We start from the raw sequence: 15,515 nt of genomic DNA, 5'->3' as shown, positions 1-15,515 counted from the left end.
TCAACCCTTCATCGCCGCCGCGGGCGGGGCGGCGTCGTCGGCGGAAACGGTTCCCGTTGCGGTGACGGCGTCGGCGCCGGTGAGCTTGGCCTGGAACATCGGCTGGAGCAGGGCGTGGTCCTCGGCGCGGACGGTGAGCCGGCCCTTGACCGAGTCGAAGCCGTACCCCTCCAGGGCGGTGACCATCTTGTCGACGTCGTCCGGGCTGCTCTGCAGCGCGTGGACGATCATCTGGGCGGCGACGAACCCGTCCGGGTGGAACAGGTCGGTCCTACCACCCGGCACGGCGGCCTTCAGCGCCTGGTAGGCGGCGTTGTCGGCGGCGCCGTCGAAGTAGTGGGCGAGCAGGTTGAGCTTGGTGCCGCCGGCGCCGAACCCGGCCCAGGAGGCACGGATGTCGAGCCCGGTGACGACCTTGGTGGAGGCGAGGACGCCCTGCTGGTCGAGGGCCTGCCACATGGCGCCCGCGGTGGCGCCGGCCCAGGCCACGAAGACGAGATCGGGCGCGGCCGCCTTGATCTGGCTGGCGAACGGGGTGAAGTCGGTGACGTTGGCGGGCACCGCGATGTCGGTGACGGTGGCGCCGGCGCCGCCGAGGACCGCGGTGACGGCGTCGACGTTCGACTTGCCGAACGCCGAGTCCGGGGCGAAGACCAGCACCTTCTTCCCGTCGCCGAGGAACGTCCGGGCGGTCAGCACGTCCTGGTACGACTGGCGCCCGGACCGGAACGTGTACCTGTTGAGGCCGGTCAGCCCGTCGGTGGCGGCCGGCCCGGAGACGAAGAGCACCCTGTTCTCGGCGGCGAGCGGCGCGACCTGCAACGCGACGCCGGACGAGGTGGATCCGCCGAGGACCCGGTAGCCCTTGCCGATCAGGTCCTTGGCGGCGGACACCGCCTTCACCGGGTCGCCGGCGTCGTCGACCCAGGTGACCTCGACGGCCCGGTCGCCGATCCGGCCGGTGCCGCCGGTCGCGTGAGCGAGGCCGGCCTTGAAGCCCTCGGCGTACTGGGCGCCGTAGGTGGCGAGCGGCCCGGACTGGGAGTAGACGATGCCGACCTCGAGCGGGCCGGAGCCGCCGCCGGTGGCGGCCTGTGGGCTGCCGCACGCGGCCAGGGAAAGGGTCACCGCCGCGAGGACGGAAGTCATACGAACTCGGTTCATGTGGCCACACGCTAGAAACCAGGCCGCATCAAAACCACGGGCGTCGATCACACGGGGCGGCGGCCGGATGTGTGGGCCGCACACATAGGCGCGGGAACGGCCCGGCCCGTACGTTCACCGCCATGACGACGGCACGAGTGGTCGACCTTGATCTGACCGGCCGCACCGCGCTGGTGACCGGCGCCGGCAGCGGCATCGGGCGCGCCTGCGCCGAACGGCTGGCCGCGGCCGGCGCGGACGTGATGGTGGTGGACATCGACGAACGGGCGGCGAAGGAGGTGGCCGCCGCGACCGGGGGCCGGGCGTTCCCGGCGGACCTGTCCGACCTGGACCGGGTGGACGAGTTGCCGGCACAGGTGGACGTGCTGGTCAACAACGCCGGGTTGCAGGTGGTGGCGCCGTTGACCGAGTTCCCGCCGGACAAGTTCTCGCTGATCCAGAGGGTGATGGCCGAGGCGCCGTTCCGGCTCGTCAAGCTGGTGCTTCCACACATGTATCAACGTGGATGGGGCCGGATCGTCAACATATCGTCGGTGCATGGACTGGTGGCGTCGCCGTACAAGGCCGCCTATGTCAGCGCCAAGCACGCCATGGAGGGGCTGTCCAAGGTCACCGCGCTGGAGGGGGCCGCGCACGGCGTCACCTCCAACTGCATCAACCCCGGATTCGTCCGGACACCACTGGTCGACAAGCAGATCGCCGACCAGGCCGCGGTGCACGGCATCGGCGAGTCCGAGGTGATCGGGCGGATCCTGCTGGCCCGGGCGGCGATCAAGGAACTGGTCGACCCGGCGGACGTGGCGGAGTTGGCGGCCTACCTGTGCACGCCGCCGGCCCGGCTGATCACCGGATCCTCGATCACCATCGACTGCGGATGGACGGCACACTGACGTGATGGAAGAGATCGACATCGCGGTGACCGGTGGGAAGCTACGAGTGGTGAGCTGGCCGGGGGACGGTCCGGTGGTGCTGGCCGTGCACGGGATCACGGCCAACGCGCTGTCCTGGACCTCGGTGGCCCGGGAGCTGCGCGGACGCGTCCATCTGATCGCCCCTGATCTGCGGGGCCGCGCGGGAAGCGCGCATCTGCCCGGACCGTTCGGCATGGCCGCGCACATCGCCGACCTGATCGCGGTATCCGACCATTTCGGCGTCGAGCGGCCCGCGCTCGTCGGCCATTCGATGGGCGCCTTCGTGGTCGCGGTCACCGCGGCCGCTCATGACGTCGGCCCCGTGCTGATGGTCGACGGCGGGATCGCGCTGCCCGTGCCGCCGGGCATCGACATCGACACGGCGCTGCACGCGGTCATCGGCCCGGCGATGCGCCGGCTGTCGATGACGTTCGACGACGAGACCGCCTACCTCGACTACTTCCGGCAGAACCCGGCGCTGGGCGACCACTGGACGCCGGATCTGGCGGCCTACATCCGCCGCGACTTCACCGGCACCGGATCGTCCTGCAACATCGAGGCCATCCGCGCCGACGCGCACGACATGTTGACCAACCCGATCCCGGCGCCCCATCCCCTGCTGTGGGCGCCACGTGGATTGATGGATGAACCGCGTGGACTGTATCAACATGACCAGTTGACGGGAGTTGACGCCGAGTTGATCCCCGACGTCAACCACTACACGATCCTGCAAGGTGCGGGAGCCCGGCGCGTCGCTGACCGGATCATTAGTCTCACCACATGACCACCGACCTGTCCGTGCTGGAGGCGCTGCACTCCACCCCGGCCCGCCGCTACCTGTCCACCGAACCGATCGCCGACGACGTGATCCGGGACATCCTCGATGCCGCGATCCGTGGCCCGTCCGCCGGCAACGGCCAGTTCTGGGCGTGGATCGTGGTCCGGGACCCGGAGACGAAGAAGCGGATCGCCGGCTGGTACCGGGAGGGCTGGGAGCGCCACTACGGCTCCCGCCGCGAGCAGATCCTGAACGCGCCCGAGGGCGGCCCGATGAGCAAGGCCAGCTTCCTGGCCGCCGACCATCTGGCCAACCACCTGGAGGAGGCCCCCGTCTGGGTCTTCCCGGTCCTGCTCGGCGCCGCGAAGTCCACCAACCCGCGGCTGGGCTCGTCGATCTACGGCGCCGTCCAGCAGCTGATCCTCGCGGCCCGCGCGCACGGCCTCGGCGCCACCCTCACCACCCTCCACATCGGCCATGAGGAGGAGGTCCGCAAGCTGCTCGGCCTTCCCGAGGACGCCCTCACGATGGCGCTGATCCCGCTCGGCTACCCCGCGAAGGGCCGCTGGTCCCAGCCGAAGCGCCGCCCACTCGACGAGGTGGTCCATTTCGAGAAGTTCCAAACCGCCTGATCGTACGGGTGGGCTGAACCGCTTCCCGTACCCGCGCGGGCGCGCTGCAACGCAAGGCCGCAGCGCCCCCGCCGGCCACGGCTTCCGCCGGGAGCTGGGCGGGGCTCGCCCGCCGCACCCACCCGGCCCCGCGGCATCGCGCTCCGCGACCTCCGTAACCCCGCCCACCCACGCGACCACCACCTCCGGTGACGAACCCCGGCTGGCAGTGAGGGCTGTCTCAACGGCCGCGATACAGCCCTGACAGCCAGCGGGCCATGATCGTCGCCCGGCGTGTACAGAGGATGGTGCCCGGGTTCCGACGGCGACGCGGGACTGCCATCATGTCTCGATGACGGACGGTCGCCGGCCCACGGACAGCCGGTCGTCCGTGACCGTCGGCGTGCTCGCGGGCGCCGCCCTCGGGACCGTCACCAACGTCTTCACCAACACGTTCCCGGCCGACTGGAAGTGGGCCGGCGACGTGAAGCTGATGGGCGCGATCTTCGTGGGCTGCCTGGTGCTGTCGATCACGGTGGCCGTCCGCCACCTGCGGCGCGACCCGGACACGCCGGGCGGCGCCCGGGCGATTCTCGACCGCCTCACCTCCCGGTACGCCCGCGACTACCGGCGCTGGGTCAGTGAGAGCCGCCGCAACCTGGACGCCAAAGGGCTGAACATCATCGGCCCGTTCATTCCCGAACTGGACGCCAGTTTCGTCCGCCTGGCGCTGACGTCGAGCGCGCCCGGCCAGGTCGGCTCCGGCATGGTGCCTGCCACCCGGGAGAACGGCCACGATCGTACGATCTGGAATTTCCTGAACCGCCGGCGACGCGTCGTGCTCGCGGTGCTCGGCGCGCCGGGCAGCGGCAAGACCACCCTGCTGAGCCATGTCGCGCGGCGAACGGTCGAGGCGAACCGTGCGATGACGCGGCCGATCCCGGTGTGGCTGCAACTGCGCGACCAGGCCAAGGCCATCGCCGCCGACCCGAACGTCTCCCTGCTCAGCCTGATTCGCGGCTCCATTCCGGATTCGGTCGGTCCCGAACCGGCCCGCTGGTGGGAGAAGCGGCTTCGCGCCGGCCGCTGTGTGATCCTGCTCGACGGGCTCGACGAGGCGGGCGAGGCCGGGACCCGCCGGGACGTGGCGCAATGGATCAACCGGCAGGTCGCGGCGCATCCGGGCAACGACTTCGTGATCACCTCACGGCCGCCCGGCTATCGCAACGCGTTCGTCGACGCCACCGAGACGGTCCAGGTGCTGCCGTTCGGCCGGCCGCAGGTCCGCGCCTTCCTGGAGAAGTGGTACACCGCCGCGGAACGGCACGACGCCGACAACGGCGAGTACGCGGCCGCCGCCGCACGCGGGAGGGAGGCGGCCGCGCACCTGCTGAGGCAGATCGACGCCATTCCCGGCCTGACCGACCTCACCGCGAACCCGCTGCTGCTCACGATGATCGCCAACGTGCACCGGTACGGGAAGCAGCTCCCGGAGAACCGCGCCATGCTCTACCGCGAGGTGTGCGAGACGATGCTGGGCCGCCGCGACGAGGCACGCGGCCAGATCGTCGCGCTGGCGCTCCGGCAGCGGCTGATGCTGCTCGGCCGGCTCGCCTTCGCATGGATGCGGCAGGGAATCCGCGGCCAGGACCGGCGCACCCTGGTCCGGACGGTGCAGCCCTGGCTCGACGAGACCGCGCCCGGGATCACCGCCGAGCGGTTCCTGGAGGACATGGAGGCCACCGGTCTGCTGCCGGTCCCCGACCTGGAGAACTTCGCCTTCACCCACCAGACCTTCCAGGAGTACCTGGCGGCCGCCTACATCGCCGAGAGCGGCCTGCACCACCTGCTCACCGAGGTGGTCGACGATCCGTGGTGGCGGGAGACCATCCTGCTGTACGGGGCCGGTGAGGACCCGAACCCGATCGTGGCGAGCGCCGTGCGTTCGGGCACTCTCGTCGCCCGTTCCCTGGCCTTCGAACTCGCCGAGTCCGACGATCGCGTCGACCAGGGGCTGCGTGACGACCTGGACCGCCTCCTGCACCGCGGTCTGCGACCGGACGCCGACCCCGCCGACCGGGCCCTGGCCCTCGACGTCCTCATCGGCCGCATGCTGCGCGCGATGGTGACCACGCCGGACGGCACCCGGATCAGCCGGCGGCCGATCACGACCGAGCTCTACGAGCTGTTCTGTTCGGAGACCGGCACGCCCTTCATCGAGGGCACGGAACCGGCCGACCCGGATGCTCCCGCCCGCGGCATCTGGCAGCGCGATGCGAAAGCGTTCCTGGCCTGGATCAACGCACTGGTCGCGGCCGGCCCCCGAAGCGGTAAGGGCATCGTGTTCCGCCTGCCGACCGGCGCGGAGGTCGCCACGGTGCACCCGGCCCTGCCGGTATGGGTCGTGGAGGGACGGTGGAGGGTTCGGTACCCGGACAAGAAGGCCGCGGTAGTCACCGCCGACGCGCTGCTCGACGCCCTCAGCGCCGACCTCGCCGGATCGCACCTGCTCGACAAGGGTCTGGAGGACCTGGCGGCCCGCCAGACCGACATGGTCCACCGGTCCATGACCGAGATGAACCATGTTGCGGCCCAGATGGCCGAACTCGTCAGGGAGAGCACCCGGCACATCCTGTCCACGGACGCGGATACCGCGCCCGGGAACCGGACCGGCGGCATGGTGGAGGATCTGAGGAACAGAGCCGAACGCCTGCACGCGGAGATCGGCCGGCTGGAGACCGTGCTGCTCGGGATCGCCGACCGTCGCCGGGCCTCGGCGGGATGGGGAGACCTGGTGGTCGACCTCGGCCGGGTACAACGGGCGCTCAAATCGGCGGAGCCGGGCAGCACGCCCCGCGCCATGGGGCTGTTCCCGATCATCCGCGCGGAGTTCGAGGAGATCGACACCTCGGTCAGCCGGATCCGGTCGATCGCCCGCGGCGCACCCCCGGCCGTCGAGCGGCAGTCACCGATCGACCACGTCCTCGGGCCGATCTCCTACCGCAACCTCGCGCTGCCGGTGTCGGCCGTGCCCGGCGACCCGATGCGCATCGTGGCCGAGTCGCTGCTGCCCGACCGTCGGCTCAGGGCGAATCGGTTCCCGGTTGACCTCGGTGGTCTCGTGGCCAGGCTGGCGGCGATGCCGGATCGCCCCGGATCGCCCTCCGACCCCTCGTTCTTCGAAGCGGCGCTGGACCGGCTGCTCCGGGTGGCTCACCCGATCGTGGCCCGGGAGCGCCTCATCACTCCGGCGACCGCCGCCGCCATCCGCGCTCCCGCACTGGTCCTGGCCCGCTTCGCGCAGAAGGCCGACGACAACCGCCTCACCGCCACCCTGATCGAGCTGGCCGCCGCCACCTGCCTGCTGGAGGAGCGCCGCGTCCGCCCGGAACTCCTGGAGACGCTGATCCTCGCCCACGATTGAACCCTCGACGAACCGCCGAGCCCGCCGAGCCGCAGGTCAGTAGGCCGGACACCGCCAGCCCGGACGCATCGGAGGCGGGCGCAGTAGTGCTGGGCCAGCCGATGGCCCGCACGGCGGCAAGCGGTCCGCCAGGCGAAAGCCCGCGGTCCGCGAGCCGGAGACGTAGCGGATGCCCGGGGGCATGACAGGTGCCCGGGGCGGTCAGCAGACCGCGAGACCGGCGGCATCGCGCGTCACCGCGGACGGTCAGCGGGCCAGGGTCCAGTAGTGGCCCTCCGCCTCCAGGAGGGTGTCGTGGGTGCCGGACTCCAGGATGCGGCCGTGGTCGATCACGGCGATCTGGTCGGCGTCGCGGATCGTCGACAGGCGGTGGGCGATGGTCACCGTGGTGCGGCCGTGGGACAGCTCGTCGAAAGCGCGCTGGACGGCGCGCTCGGTCTCGTTGTCCAGGGCGCTCGTCGCCTCGTCGAGGACCAGGATGCGGGGGTCGCGCAGCAGGGTGCGGGCGATCGCGATGCGCTGCTTCTCGCCGCCGGAGAAGCGGTGCCCGCGGGAGCCGACCATCGTGTCGTAGCCGTCGGGCAGGGCGGCGATCAGGTCGTGGATCTGGGCGGCGCGGGCGGCACGCTCGATGTCGGCATCGGTGGCGCCGGGTTTCGCGTAGCGCAGGTTCTCCCGGATCGTGGTGTGCAGCAGGTACGTCTCCTGGCTGACCACGCCGACCATGGCGGCCAGATCGTCGAGGGCCAGATCGCGAACGTCGACGCCGTCGATGGTGACCCGGCCGGACGTGGGGTCGTGGAGCCGGGCGATCAGGGCGGCGATGGTGCTCTTGCCGGAGCCGGTCTCGCCGACCAGGGCCAGGGAGGTGCCGGCGGGCACGTCGAGGCTCACACCGGCGAGCGCGGCGGTGGCGCCACCGTCGTACGCGAAAGTGACGTCCTCGAAGCGCAGGTGGCCGCGCACCGTGGGCAGGCGCACGGGCTCGGCCGGCTCCCGGATGCCGACCGGCAGGTCGAGGTATTCGAAGATGCGCTGGAACAGCGCGAGTGACGCGGTGAGGGTGACCCCGACGTCGAGCAGGCTCATCAGCGGCCGGAACAGGCCGGTCTGGAGGCCGGTGAAGGCGACCAGGGTGCCGATGCTCATGGCGCCGGCCGCGAACGGCAGGCCGGCGGCGAGGTAGATGGCCGCGGGGATGACGGCGAACACCACGTTCATCGTGGCCATCCGCCAGCGGCCGGCGAGCTCGGACCGCAGCTCGAGGTCGATGAGGCGGGCCGAGGAGGCGGTGAACCGCTCGATGAGCGCGCCGCCGGCGCCCATCGTCTTGGCCAGCTGGACGCCGCTGATGGACAGGCCCTCGTCGATGATGACGTTGAGGTCGGCGAGCTCGTGCTGCCGCTGGGCGGTGATCCGCTGCCGCATGCGGGCGACCCGCCGGGTCCAGTAGATCGCCGGGGGCAGCGCGACCAGCGAGGCGAGGGTGAGCTGCCAGGAGAGGGCGGTCATCGCGACCAGGGTGGCGATCACCGTGGTCAGGTTGGCGGCGACGGACGTGGCGGTGGAGGTGACCACCCGCTGCATGCCGCCGATGTCGTTGGTGATGCGGGACTGCACCTCGCCCGTGCGGGTGCGGGTGAAGAAGCCCACGGACTGCCGCTGGAGGTGGGCGAAGACGTCGGTGCGCAGCCGGTGCATGACCCGCTGACCGACGGTGGTGGAGATCCACGTCTGCACCACGCCGAGCGCGGAGGTGGCCGCGGCGATGCCGACCATGCCGGCGACCAGCAGCGACAGCAGGCGCAGGTCGGACTGCGGGAGGGCGACGTCGATGACCTCGCGCAGCAGGAACGGCGAGCCCATCGAAATGACGGACGACAGGACGATGACGGCCACGACGACGGCGAGATGCCGGCGGTGGCCGGTGAACAGGGCGCCGATGCGGCGCAGGGAGACGGCGCGGGCCTGCGCTCTCTCCTCGGCGGTGATTCTGCGGGATCGATCCTTCGGCAAATGGGGCCTCTCTTCGAACGACGGCGACAAACTGAGGTTACCTCAACATGAGGGAACGAGGGTAGTCACTGCTATTTTGGTCCGGTGGAGGACGACAGCCTGCTGGAATCGTTCTGGGCGGTGACCCGGCGCCTGCGCGAGCGGACGAAGATCACCCTGGAGCCGTGGCACGTCTCGCCGTCGCAGTCGCGGGCGCTGGGCGTGCTGAGCAGGCACGGCGAGGTCCGGCTCAGCGTGCTCGCCGAGCGGCTGCACATCGCTCCCCGCTCGGCCACCGAGGTCGTCGACGACCTGCAGGAACGCGGTCTGGTCGAGCGCAAGCCGGATCCGACCGACCGCCGCGCCACGCTGGTCGTGCTCACCCCCGGCGGCGTCGCCACCGCCGCCGCCATCCACGAGGCCCGGGCCACCGAGGGCGAGCGCCTGTTCGCCGGGCTCGACCCGGCCGACCGGACCGAGCTGGCACGCATCCTGAACCTGTTACGCGAGGCCCGGTGAGGACTACGCGACGCCCGCCGACGGTGGGCGGGCCACCGCGGAGACGCAGCCGGCCGCACCGGCGGCGCAGATCAGGGTGAGGTAGAGGCTGAACGGCACGGTCAGCAGGCCGGCCGCCTGGACCACACCGACCGCGGCGAGCGCGACCAGGAACCAGACCAGCGACACCCGCGCCACGTGCGCCAGCGCGTCCCGGCCGGCGCCGCCCCGGCGGGCGGCGGGCCGGCCGGGGTGGATCCGCAGCGACTCGCCGAACTCGTCCGCCGCCCGGGCCAGCGACGCGGCGTCGACGGCCGTGCGCATCGCCTTGGCGAAGGCCTTCAGCGTGGCGCGTGCTCCGGCGTGCCCGGAATCGATCGCCAGGGCCCGCCCGACCGCCTCGCGGGCGCTCAGCGGCCGGCCGATCGCGAACAGCGCCTGACCGTAGGTGACCTGGAGGTCCGCGTCGTACCCGGCCAGGTCGGCGACACAGCGCAGGGTTTCGGCGGCTTCGCCGGGCAGCCCGGCGGCGAGCTGCGCGCGGGCCAGCCGGTTGTGCAGGCGGGGGTTGCCGGGGTCCTCGCGGCATGCCGCGGCCGCGGCCGCGAGCGCCTCGGCGTGGTCACCGGCCCGCGAACGGGCGGCGCTCAGCCAGAGCAGTGACTCGGCGCCGTACGGGTCCAGGTTCCAGGCGGCCCGGGCGGCCAGCAGCGCACCGGCGGTGTCACCGAGGTCGAGCCGGGCCCGGGTCATCCGGTGCCAGGCGCCGACGTTCTCCGGTTCCCGCACGACGAACGGGGTGAGCAGCCGTTCGGCATGCTGGGCTCGCCCGCGGGCGAGCAGGGCGTCGGCCTCGGCCAGGAGGGGCTCGGTTCGCACGCCGCTTCGATCGGCAGCCGCCCGCCCGACTTCCGATGATCATCCGGTGCGGCTGCGTTGCAAAATCACGATCAACACCATTCCCGGTACGAAGTGAGCGTTGTCGCGTGGGTGACCACCGATCTACGCCCGGCGGTCGCGGCACGGGCCGGGCCGGGCAGCGGCTCGCGGAGTGCCGGGAAAGGGCTCTCCAGCCCGTACCGATGAAATGGTCTTGATCAGTGACTGCGCAGCTCGTCGCGGTAGGAGATGAGCGCGGAGATCATGCCGTGCAGGAACTTCTCGATGGTCTGGAGCTCTCCGACGCCGAACTGGGCCATCACCTGGTCGGTGCGCGGGGAGAGCGGGGCGAAGAACGACAGGGCGAGGGCCATGCCGGCGTCCGCGTAGCGCAGATGGACCACCCGCCGGTCCGCGCTCTCCCGTGATCGCCGCAGGTGGCCGCCGCGTTCCAGCCGGTCGATCAGCGCCGTCGTGGCGCCGGAGGTGAGACCGATGGCCTCGCCCAGCTTGCCGGGGGTGAGCGGGGCTCCGCGCCGTTCGGCGTGCATGACGGCGAGCAGCGCGTGCAGATCCGTCGCGTTCAGCCGGTGCAGGTGCGCGAAGGCGTGCCCGATGTGATTCGCCTCGCTGCTGTACGTATTCAACAGGTCGACGAGGTCCCCGCGTAACCGCCGGCGTTCCGCGGTCTCATTGCCTTCCACGGGGTAAGTGTTGCAGATCCCGCCTTCGTCGTGAACAATCTCGATTGTAAAGATTCTCGTTCCTGGAGGCTTTCAGATGAGAAGGGCATGGGCGACGCTTCTGCTGGCCCTGCTGCTCGGCGGGCTGGTCCTCGGTCTCGCCGGTTCCACGGAGACGGACAACGATCCGGCCTCCTCGCTGCCGTCCTCGGCCGAGTCGACGAAGGTCGCCCAGCTCCAGAAGGAGCTGCCGTCCGGGCGGACCAACCCGGCGCTGATCGTGGTCGCCAAGGGCGGGCAACCGCTCTCCGACGCCGACCTGGCGACGGTGCAGGCCCTGGGCCGGCCGATCCTGTCGGACGACCGCAAGGCCGCCCTGATCACCGTTCCGCTGGCGAGCACCGGTGACTCCGCCGCCACCATCGACGCGGTGCGGGACCTGCGCGAGAAGGCCTCCACCGGCTTGCCGCCCGGCGTCACCGCCCAGGTCACCGGCGGGGCCGGCTTCAGCGCCGACCTGGCCGACAGCTTCAGCGGCGCCAACACCAAACTGCTGCTCGTCACCGTCGTGGTGGTCACGGTGCTGCTGCTGATCACGTACCGCAGCCCGATCCTGTGGATCGTCCCGCTGTTCGTCGTCGGGTTCGCCGACCAGCTCGCCGCCAAGGTCGTCGCCCTGCTCTCCCAGCACACCGACCTGGCCGTCAACGGCTCCACCACCGGCATCGTCACGGTGCTGGTCTTCGGCGCCGGCACCGACTACGCGCTGCTGCTGATCTCCCGTTACCGGGAGGAGCTGCACAGGTACGAGAACCGGTTCGAGGCCATGGGCAAAGCCCTGCGCGGCGCCGGCCCGGCCATCGCGGCGAGCGCCGGCACCGTCATCCTGGCCCTGCTCACCCTGGTGCTGGCCACTCTGAGGAGCAACACCGCGCTGGGCCTCACGTCGGCCGCCGGTGTCGCCATCGCCGCCGTGTTCGCCCTGGTGGTGCTGCCGGCCGCGCTCGTGGTCTGCGGCCGCGGCCTGTTCTGGCCGTTCATCCCGCGGGTCGGCGAGTCCGGTCCGGAGGACGGCAAGGGCATGTGGGCCAGGGTCGGCCGGGCCGTGGTGCGCCGCCCGGTCGCGGTGACCGTCGTGTCCGCGGTGGTGCTCGGGCTGCTGTCGCTCGGCGGCCTCGGCACCAGGGTGGGCCTGTCGCAAACCGAGCAGTTCCGGGTCGAGGCCGAGTCGGTGCAGGGACTGGAAACGCTCTCCAAGTACTTCCCGGCCGGCGCCGCGGGGCCCGCGGTGGTCCTGACCACTCCGGATCAGGCTGCTCGGGTTCTGGAAACCGTTTCCGGCACGCCTGGCGTCGCCCAGGCCCGCATCGCGGAGGAGACGCCTGCCCGGGTCAGCATCAGCGCCGTGCTGGAAGCCGCCCCGGACACCGCCGAAGCCTTCCGGACAATCCGTGACCTGCGCGGGAACCTCGACGGCGAGGCCCTGGTCGGCGGCACCGTGGCGACCGCCATGGACACCCGGGACGCCGCCCGCCGCGACCTGATCGTCATCGTGCCGGTCATCCTCGCGGTGGTGTTCCTGGTCCTGGTCGCCCTGCTGCGCGCCCTGGTCGCCCCGATCCTGCTGATGATCACCGTGGTGGTCAGCTTCCTGGCCTCACTGGGCGCCGGATCGTGGCTGTTCCGCAACGTGTTCGACTACCCCGCCCTGGACAACGCGGTCCCGCTGTTCTCGTTCCTGTTCCTGGTGGCGCTCGGCGTCGACTACAACATCTTCCTGGTCACCCGGGCCAAGGAGGAGGCGGCGACCCGGGGCACCCGGGACGGCATGGTGCACGCTCTCGCGGTCACCGGCGCCGTCATCACCAGCGCCGGCATCCTGCTGGCGGCGGTGTTCGCGGTCCTCGGGGTGCTGCCGGTGGTCACGCTCACCCAGATCGGCGTCATCGTCGGCATCGGAGTGCTCCTGGACACGCTGCTCGTGCGTACCGTCCTGGTCCCGGCCCTGGCCACGCTCACCGGCGACCGGTTCTGGTGGCCCGGCCGCCCGGCGGCCGTCGCGGCCGGAGCCGTTCCCGCGCCGTCCCGGCCGCACACCGACTGGGACGCCGTCAACCGGGCGAAACTCGCCGAGACGGCGGACGGGCCGAAGGGCTGAGGCTTCACCCACCGCCAGAGAAGGAGGCCGGGTGACCCCTGACAGGGGCCACCCGGCGTCGGCGTTTCCCGCCACCCTTTCCACAAATCCTATGCAGTCGATAGGATGAGTAGCCATGAACGAGGGCGTGTACGACGAGCGCAGACTGCGCGATTTCCTTGCCGGGCGGACCCGTGGCTTCTCCCGCCGGAACCTGCTGGCACTCACCGCCGCGGTGGGCGCGGGCGCGGCGATCCCCGGTCCGGCGCTGGCCGCCGGCCCGATCGTCAAGCCGCTGCCGCCCGAGCTGTTCCGGCAGTTGGGAACGAACGCGGAGACCCGGTGGTCGGCGCTCAAGGACCAGGGCTACTACGTCCCGGTGGACCGGTTCTTCGTCCGCAACCACACCGTCACGCCGACGATCGACGCCTCCACCTGGTCGCTGGAGCTCTCCGGATCCGGGCTCGCCCAGGCCGCCCACTTCAGCCTGAACGACCTGAGGAAGCTCCCCCGCGAAACCCGGCCGGTCGCCATCGAGTGCGCCGGCAACGGCCGCAGCTACTACACCTCACAGCAGGGCCAGACCGTCTCCGGTACGGCGTGGGGTCTGGGCGGCATCGGTGTCGGCAGGTGGACCGGCGTCCGGCTGTCCACCGTGCTGCGCCGGGCGGGCATCTCGAGGAAGACCGTCGACGTGCAGCCGATCGGCCTCGACCCGAACTTCGTGAGCGGCGGCGTCGACCTCGGACCGGTCCGCCGGCCGTTCCCGATCGGCAAGGCGTTCGACGACGTGCTGCTCGCCTACGAGCTCAACGGCGAACCGCTGCCGCCGGATCACGGTTTCCCGGTCCGCGTCGTCGTCCCGCACTGGATCGGCATCTCCTCGATCAAGTGGGTGGGCCGGATCGAGGTGTCCACCGAGCCGCTCTTCTCGCCCTGGAACACGCAGTTCTACCGGCTGTTCGGTGAGGGCTACCCGGCCGAGGGGCAGCCCTTCGACCGGCAGGTGATCAAGAGCGCCTTCGAGCTGGACCCCGGCACGACCTTCCCCGCCGGGGTCCGGACGCGGCTGACCGGCCGGTCCTGGTCGGCGGACGGCCCGATCCGGCACGTCCAGGTCAGCACCGACGGGGGCACTACGTGGCGGCGCGCCCGCCCGTACGGCGCCACTCCGGGCGGGGTCTGGCAGCGCTGGGAGGTCGACTGGACGCCGGCGGCCGGGCAGCACACGTTGCTGGCGCGGGCCACCGACGTACGCGGCAACACCCAGCCCGACACGGCCCGGCACAACACGCTCGGTTACGTCTTCGACGCGGTGGTCCGCGTGCCGGTGAGCGCCGTGTGACCAGGCCTCGTTAACATGGCCCATGCCGTCGAGAAAGGCCACGTCCAACGACGTCGCGGCAGCGGCGGGCGTCTCCCGCTCGGCGGTCTCGTTCGCGTTCAACAACCCACAGCGGATCTCGGTGGCGACCAGGGAGCGGATCCTGGCCGCCGCCGAGCGGCTGGGCTACACGCCGGATCCGCTGGGCCGGATGCTGCGGGCCGGCACCACCAACTCGATCGGCGTGCTGCTGCCCCAGCGGCTGGCCTGGATCCTGGAGAACCCGTACTACTCCCGTTTCCTGATGGGCGCCGGGCAGGTGTGCGATCAGGAGGGTTACACGCTGCTGCTCACCCCGCCGTTGCAGGACTCGGTGCTCAAGGCCATTCCGTACGCGGCGGTCGACGGTTTCATCGTCTGCGGCCTGGAGGCCGACCGTGGCGAGGTGGCCGAGCTGAGCCGGCGCGGCATCCCGTTCGTGCTGATCGACAGCGACCGGGTGCCGGGCGCGCCCAGCGTCGAGGTCGACGACCGGGGCGGCGCCCGCGAGGTGGCCCGCTATCTGCTGGATCTCGGCCACCGGCGGCTGGCCGTGCTGTCCATGGACCCGGGCGCCGCGGTGACCGAGCGCGGCTACCGGGGGCCGCTGGCCCGGCGGATGGCCGGGATCGCCGACGCGCTGGCCGAGCGCGACCTCACGATGGCCGACGTCCAGCTCACCGAGGCGCCGGTGACCCGCGCCGAGGGCTACCGGGCGACCCGGGACCTGATGGCCGGTGGGCACGCTCCCACCGCTATCCTCGCGCTGTCCGACATCCTCGCGTACGGGGCCGTGGATGCCTTGCAAGAACTTGCAATAAAAGTGCCCTCAGAGGTGTCTGTGACCGGGTTCGACGACCTCTCCGAGTCGGCCTGGTTCCGTCCCCGGCTCACCACCGTCCGGCAGCCGATCGTCACCAAGGGGCGGATGGCCGCGGAGTTCCTGATCTCGGCGATCAGGGGTGAGGAACAGCACCCGCACCAGGTTCTCGGCACCTCGCTGGTCGTCCGGGAATCAACCACAAAACCGGCATAACGGACCACTGCAAGAACTTGCTGCAAGAAAGCAAGC

The 15,515-nt window shown here is 71.4% G+C and carries 12 protein-coding genes; 8 read left to right on the top strand and 4 right to left on the bottom strand.

Features of this window, described 5'->3' with window-relative positions; all coding sequences use genetic code 11:
- The gene (locus tag IEZ13_RS25200) at positions 1–1,164 is read right to left on the bottom strand and encodes a substrate-binding domain-containing protein (RefSeq protein WP_183222173.1); all 1,164 of its coding nucleotides are present in this window, start codon (positions 1,162–1,164) and stop codon (positions 1–3) included.
- Positions 1,165–1,286: 122 nt separating this feature from the next.
- Here IEZ13_RS25200 and IEZ13_RS25195 point away from each other — a divergent pair, with 122 nt between their 5' ends.
- The 4 genes from IEZ13_RS25195 to IEZ13_RS25180 all read left to right on the top strand — a co-directional run bounded on the left by IEZ13_RS25195 (position 1,287) and on the right by IEZ13_RS25180 (position 6,888).
- Positions 1,287–2,054, top strand: a complete 768-nt coding sequence (locus IEZ13_RS25195) for a 3-hydroxybutyrate dehydrogenase (RefSeq protein ID WP_183222172.1) — start codon at positions 1,287–1,289, stop codon at positions 2,052–2,054.
- A gap of 4 nt (positions 2,055–2,058) precedes the next feature.
- A complete protein-coding gene (locus IEZ13_RS25190) occupies positions 2,059–2,859 on the top strand; it encodes an alpha/beta hydrolase (protein WP_183222171.1) in 801 nt (266 codons plus the stop codon).
- Entirely contained in the window at positions 2,856–3,485 is a 630-nt protein-coding gene (locus tag IEZ13_RS25185) for a nitroreductase family protein (RefSeq protein WP_183222170.1), read from the top strand. Before IEZ13_RS25190 ends, IEZ13_RS25185 begins: the two co-directional genes overlap by 4 nt.
- 331 nt (positions 3,486–3,816) lie before the next feature.
- The gene (locus IEZ13_RS25180; RefSeq protein ID WP_183222169.1) at positions 3,817–6,888 is read left to right on the top strand and encodes an NACHT domain-containing protein; all 3,072 of its coding nucleotides are present in this window, start codon (positions 3,817–3,819) and stop codon (positions 6,886–6,888) included.
- A 246-nt stretch (positions 6,889–7,134) separates the two neighbouring features.
- Here the strand turns inward: IEZ13_RS25180 and IEZ13_RS25175 are convergent, their stop codons facing one another.
- Positions 7,135–8,904, bottom strand: a complete 1,770-nt coding sequence (locus IEZ13_RS25175; protein WP_183222168.1) for an ABC transporter ATP-binding protein — start codon at positions 8,902–8,904, stop codon at positions 7,135–7,137.
- A gap of 84 nt (positions 8,905–8,988) precedes the next feature.
- Between IEZ13_RS25175 and IEZ13_RS25170 the strand changes: the two genes are divergently transcribed.
- Positions 8,989–9,402, top strand: coding sequence for a MarR family winged helix-turn-helix transcriptional regulator (locus tag IEZ13_RS25170; protein ID WP_183222167.1), 414 nt, complete (start codon positions 8,989–8,991; stop codon positions 9,400–9,402).
- Positions 9,403–9,405: 3 nt separating this feature from the next.
- On the opposite strand, the gene IEZ13_RS25165 is transcribed toward IEZ13_RS25170, so the two are convergent.
- Both IEZ13_RS25165 and IEZ13_RS25160 read right to left on the bottom strand, forming a co-directional pair.
- The gene (locus IEZ13_RS25165; RefSeq protein WP_183222166.1) at positions 9,406–10,260 is read right to left on the bottom strand and encodes a tetratricopeptide repeat protein; all 855 of its coding nucleotides are present in this window, start codon (positions 10,258–10,260) and stop codon (positions 9,406–9,408) included.
- A 218-nt stretch (positions 10,261–10,478) separates the two neighbouring features.
- Complete coding sequence (locus tag IEZ13_RS25160) at positions 10,479–10,964, bottom strand: MarR family winged helix-turn-helix transcriptional regulator (protein ID WP_183222165.1); 486 nt, start codon at positions 10,962–10,964, stop codon at positions 10,479–10,481.
- A 76-nt stretch (positions 10,965–11,040) separates the two neighbouring features.
- On the opposite strand from IEZ13_RS25160, the gene IEZ13_RS25155 reads away from it, so the two are divergent.
- From IEZ13_RS25155 to IEZ13_RS25145, 3 genes are all read left to right on the top strand, one after another.
- Positions 11,041–13,101, top strand: a complete 2,061-nt coding sequence (locus tag IEZ13_RS25155; RefSeq protein ID WP_183222164.1) for an MMPL family transporter — start codon at positions 11,041–11,043, stop codon at positions 13,099–13,101.
- A 115-nt stretch (positions 13,102–13,216) separates the two neighbouring features.
- Positions 13,217–14,425, top strand: a complete 1,209-nt coding sequence (locus IEZ13_RS25150; RefSeq protein WP_183222163.1) for a molybdopterin-dependent oxidoreductase — start codon at positions 13,217–13,219, stop codon at positions 14,423–14,425.
- Positions 14,426–14,447: 22 nt separating this feature from the next.
- Positions 14,448–15,479 carry a LacI family DNA-binding transcriptional regulator gene (locus tag IEZ13_RS25145; RefSeq protein WP_183222162.1) on the top strand — a complete coding sequence of 344 codons (1,032 nt, stop codon included), beginning with the start codon at positions 14,448–14,450 and terminating at the stop codon, positions 15,477–15,479.
- Positions 15,480–15,515: the final 36 nt, after the last annotated feature.

The organism is Actinoplanes campanulatus (genome assembly GCF_014647795.1).
Classification (GTDB): domain Bacteria; phylum Actinomycetota; class Actinomycetes; order Mycobacteriales; family Micromonosporaceae; genus Actinoplanes; species Actinoplanes campanulatus.
Note: the sequence above shows the minus strand (reverse complement) of the source record. Positions and strands in the feature narration are given on the sequence as shown.

Coding starts and splice junctions, on each gene's coding strand:
- IEZ13_RS25200 (WP_183222173.1), bottom strand. CDS start 1,164: ATGAACCGAGTTCGTATGACTTCCGTCCTCGCGGCGGTGACCCTTTCC.
- IEZ13_RS25195 (WP_183222172.1), top strand. CDS start 1,287: ATGACGACGGCACGAGTGGTCGACCTTGATCTGACCGGCCGCACCGCG.
- IEZ13_RS25190 (WP_183222171.1), top strand. CDS start 2,059: ATGGAAGAGATCGACATCGCGGTGACCGGTGGGAAGCTACGAGTGGTG.
- IEZ13_RS25185 (WP_183222170.1), top strand. CDS start 2,856: ATGACCACCGACCTGTCCGTGCTGGAGGCGCTGCACTCCACCCCGGCC.
- IEZ13_RS25180 (WP_183222169.1), top strand. CDS start 3,817: ATGACGGACGGTCGCCGGCCCACGGACAGCCGGTCGTCCGTGACCGTC.
- IEZ13_RS25155 (WP_183222164.1), top strand. CDS start 11,041: ATGAGAAGGGCATGGGCGACGCTTCTGCTGGCCCTGCTGCTCGGCGGG.
- IEZ13_RS25150 (WP_183222163.1), top strand. CDS start 13,217: ATGAACGAGGGCGTGTACGACGAGCGCAGACTGCGCGATTTCCTTGCC.
- IEZ13_RS25145 (WP_183222162.1), top strand. CDS start 14,448: ATGCCGTCGAGAAAGGCCACGTCCAACGACGTCGCGGCAGCGGCGGGC.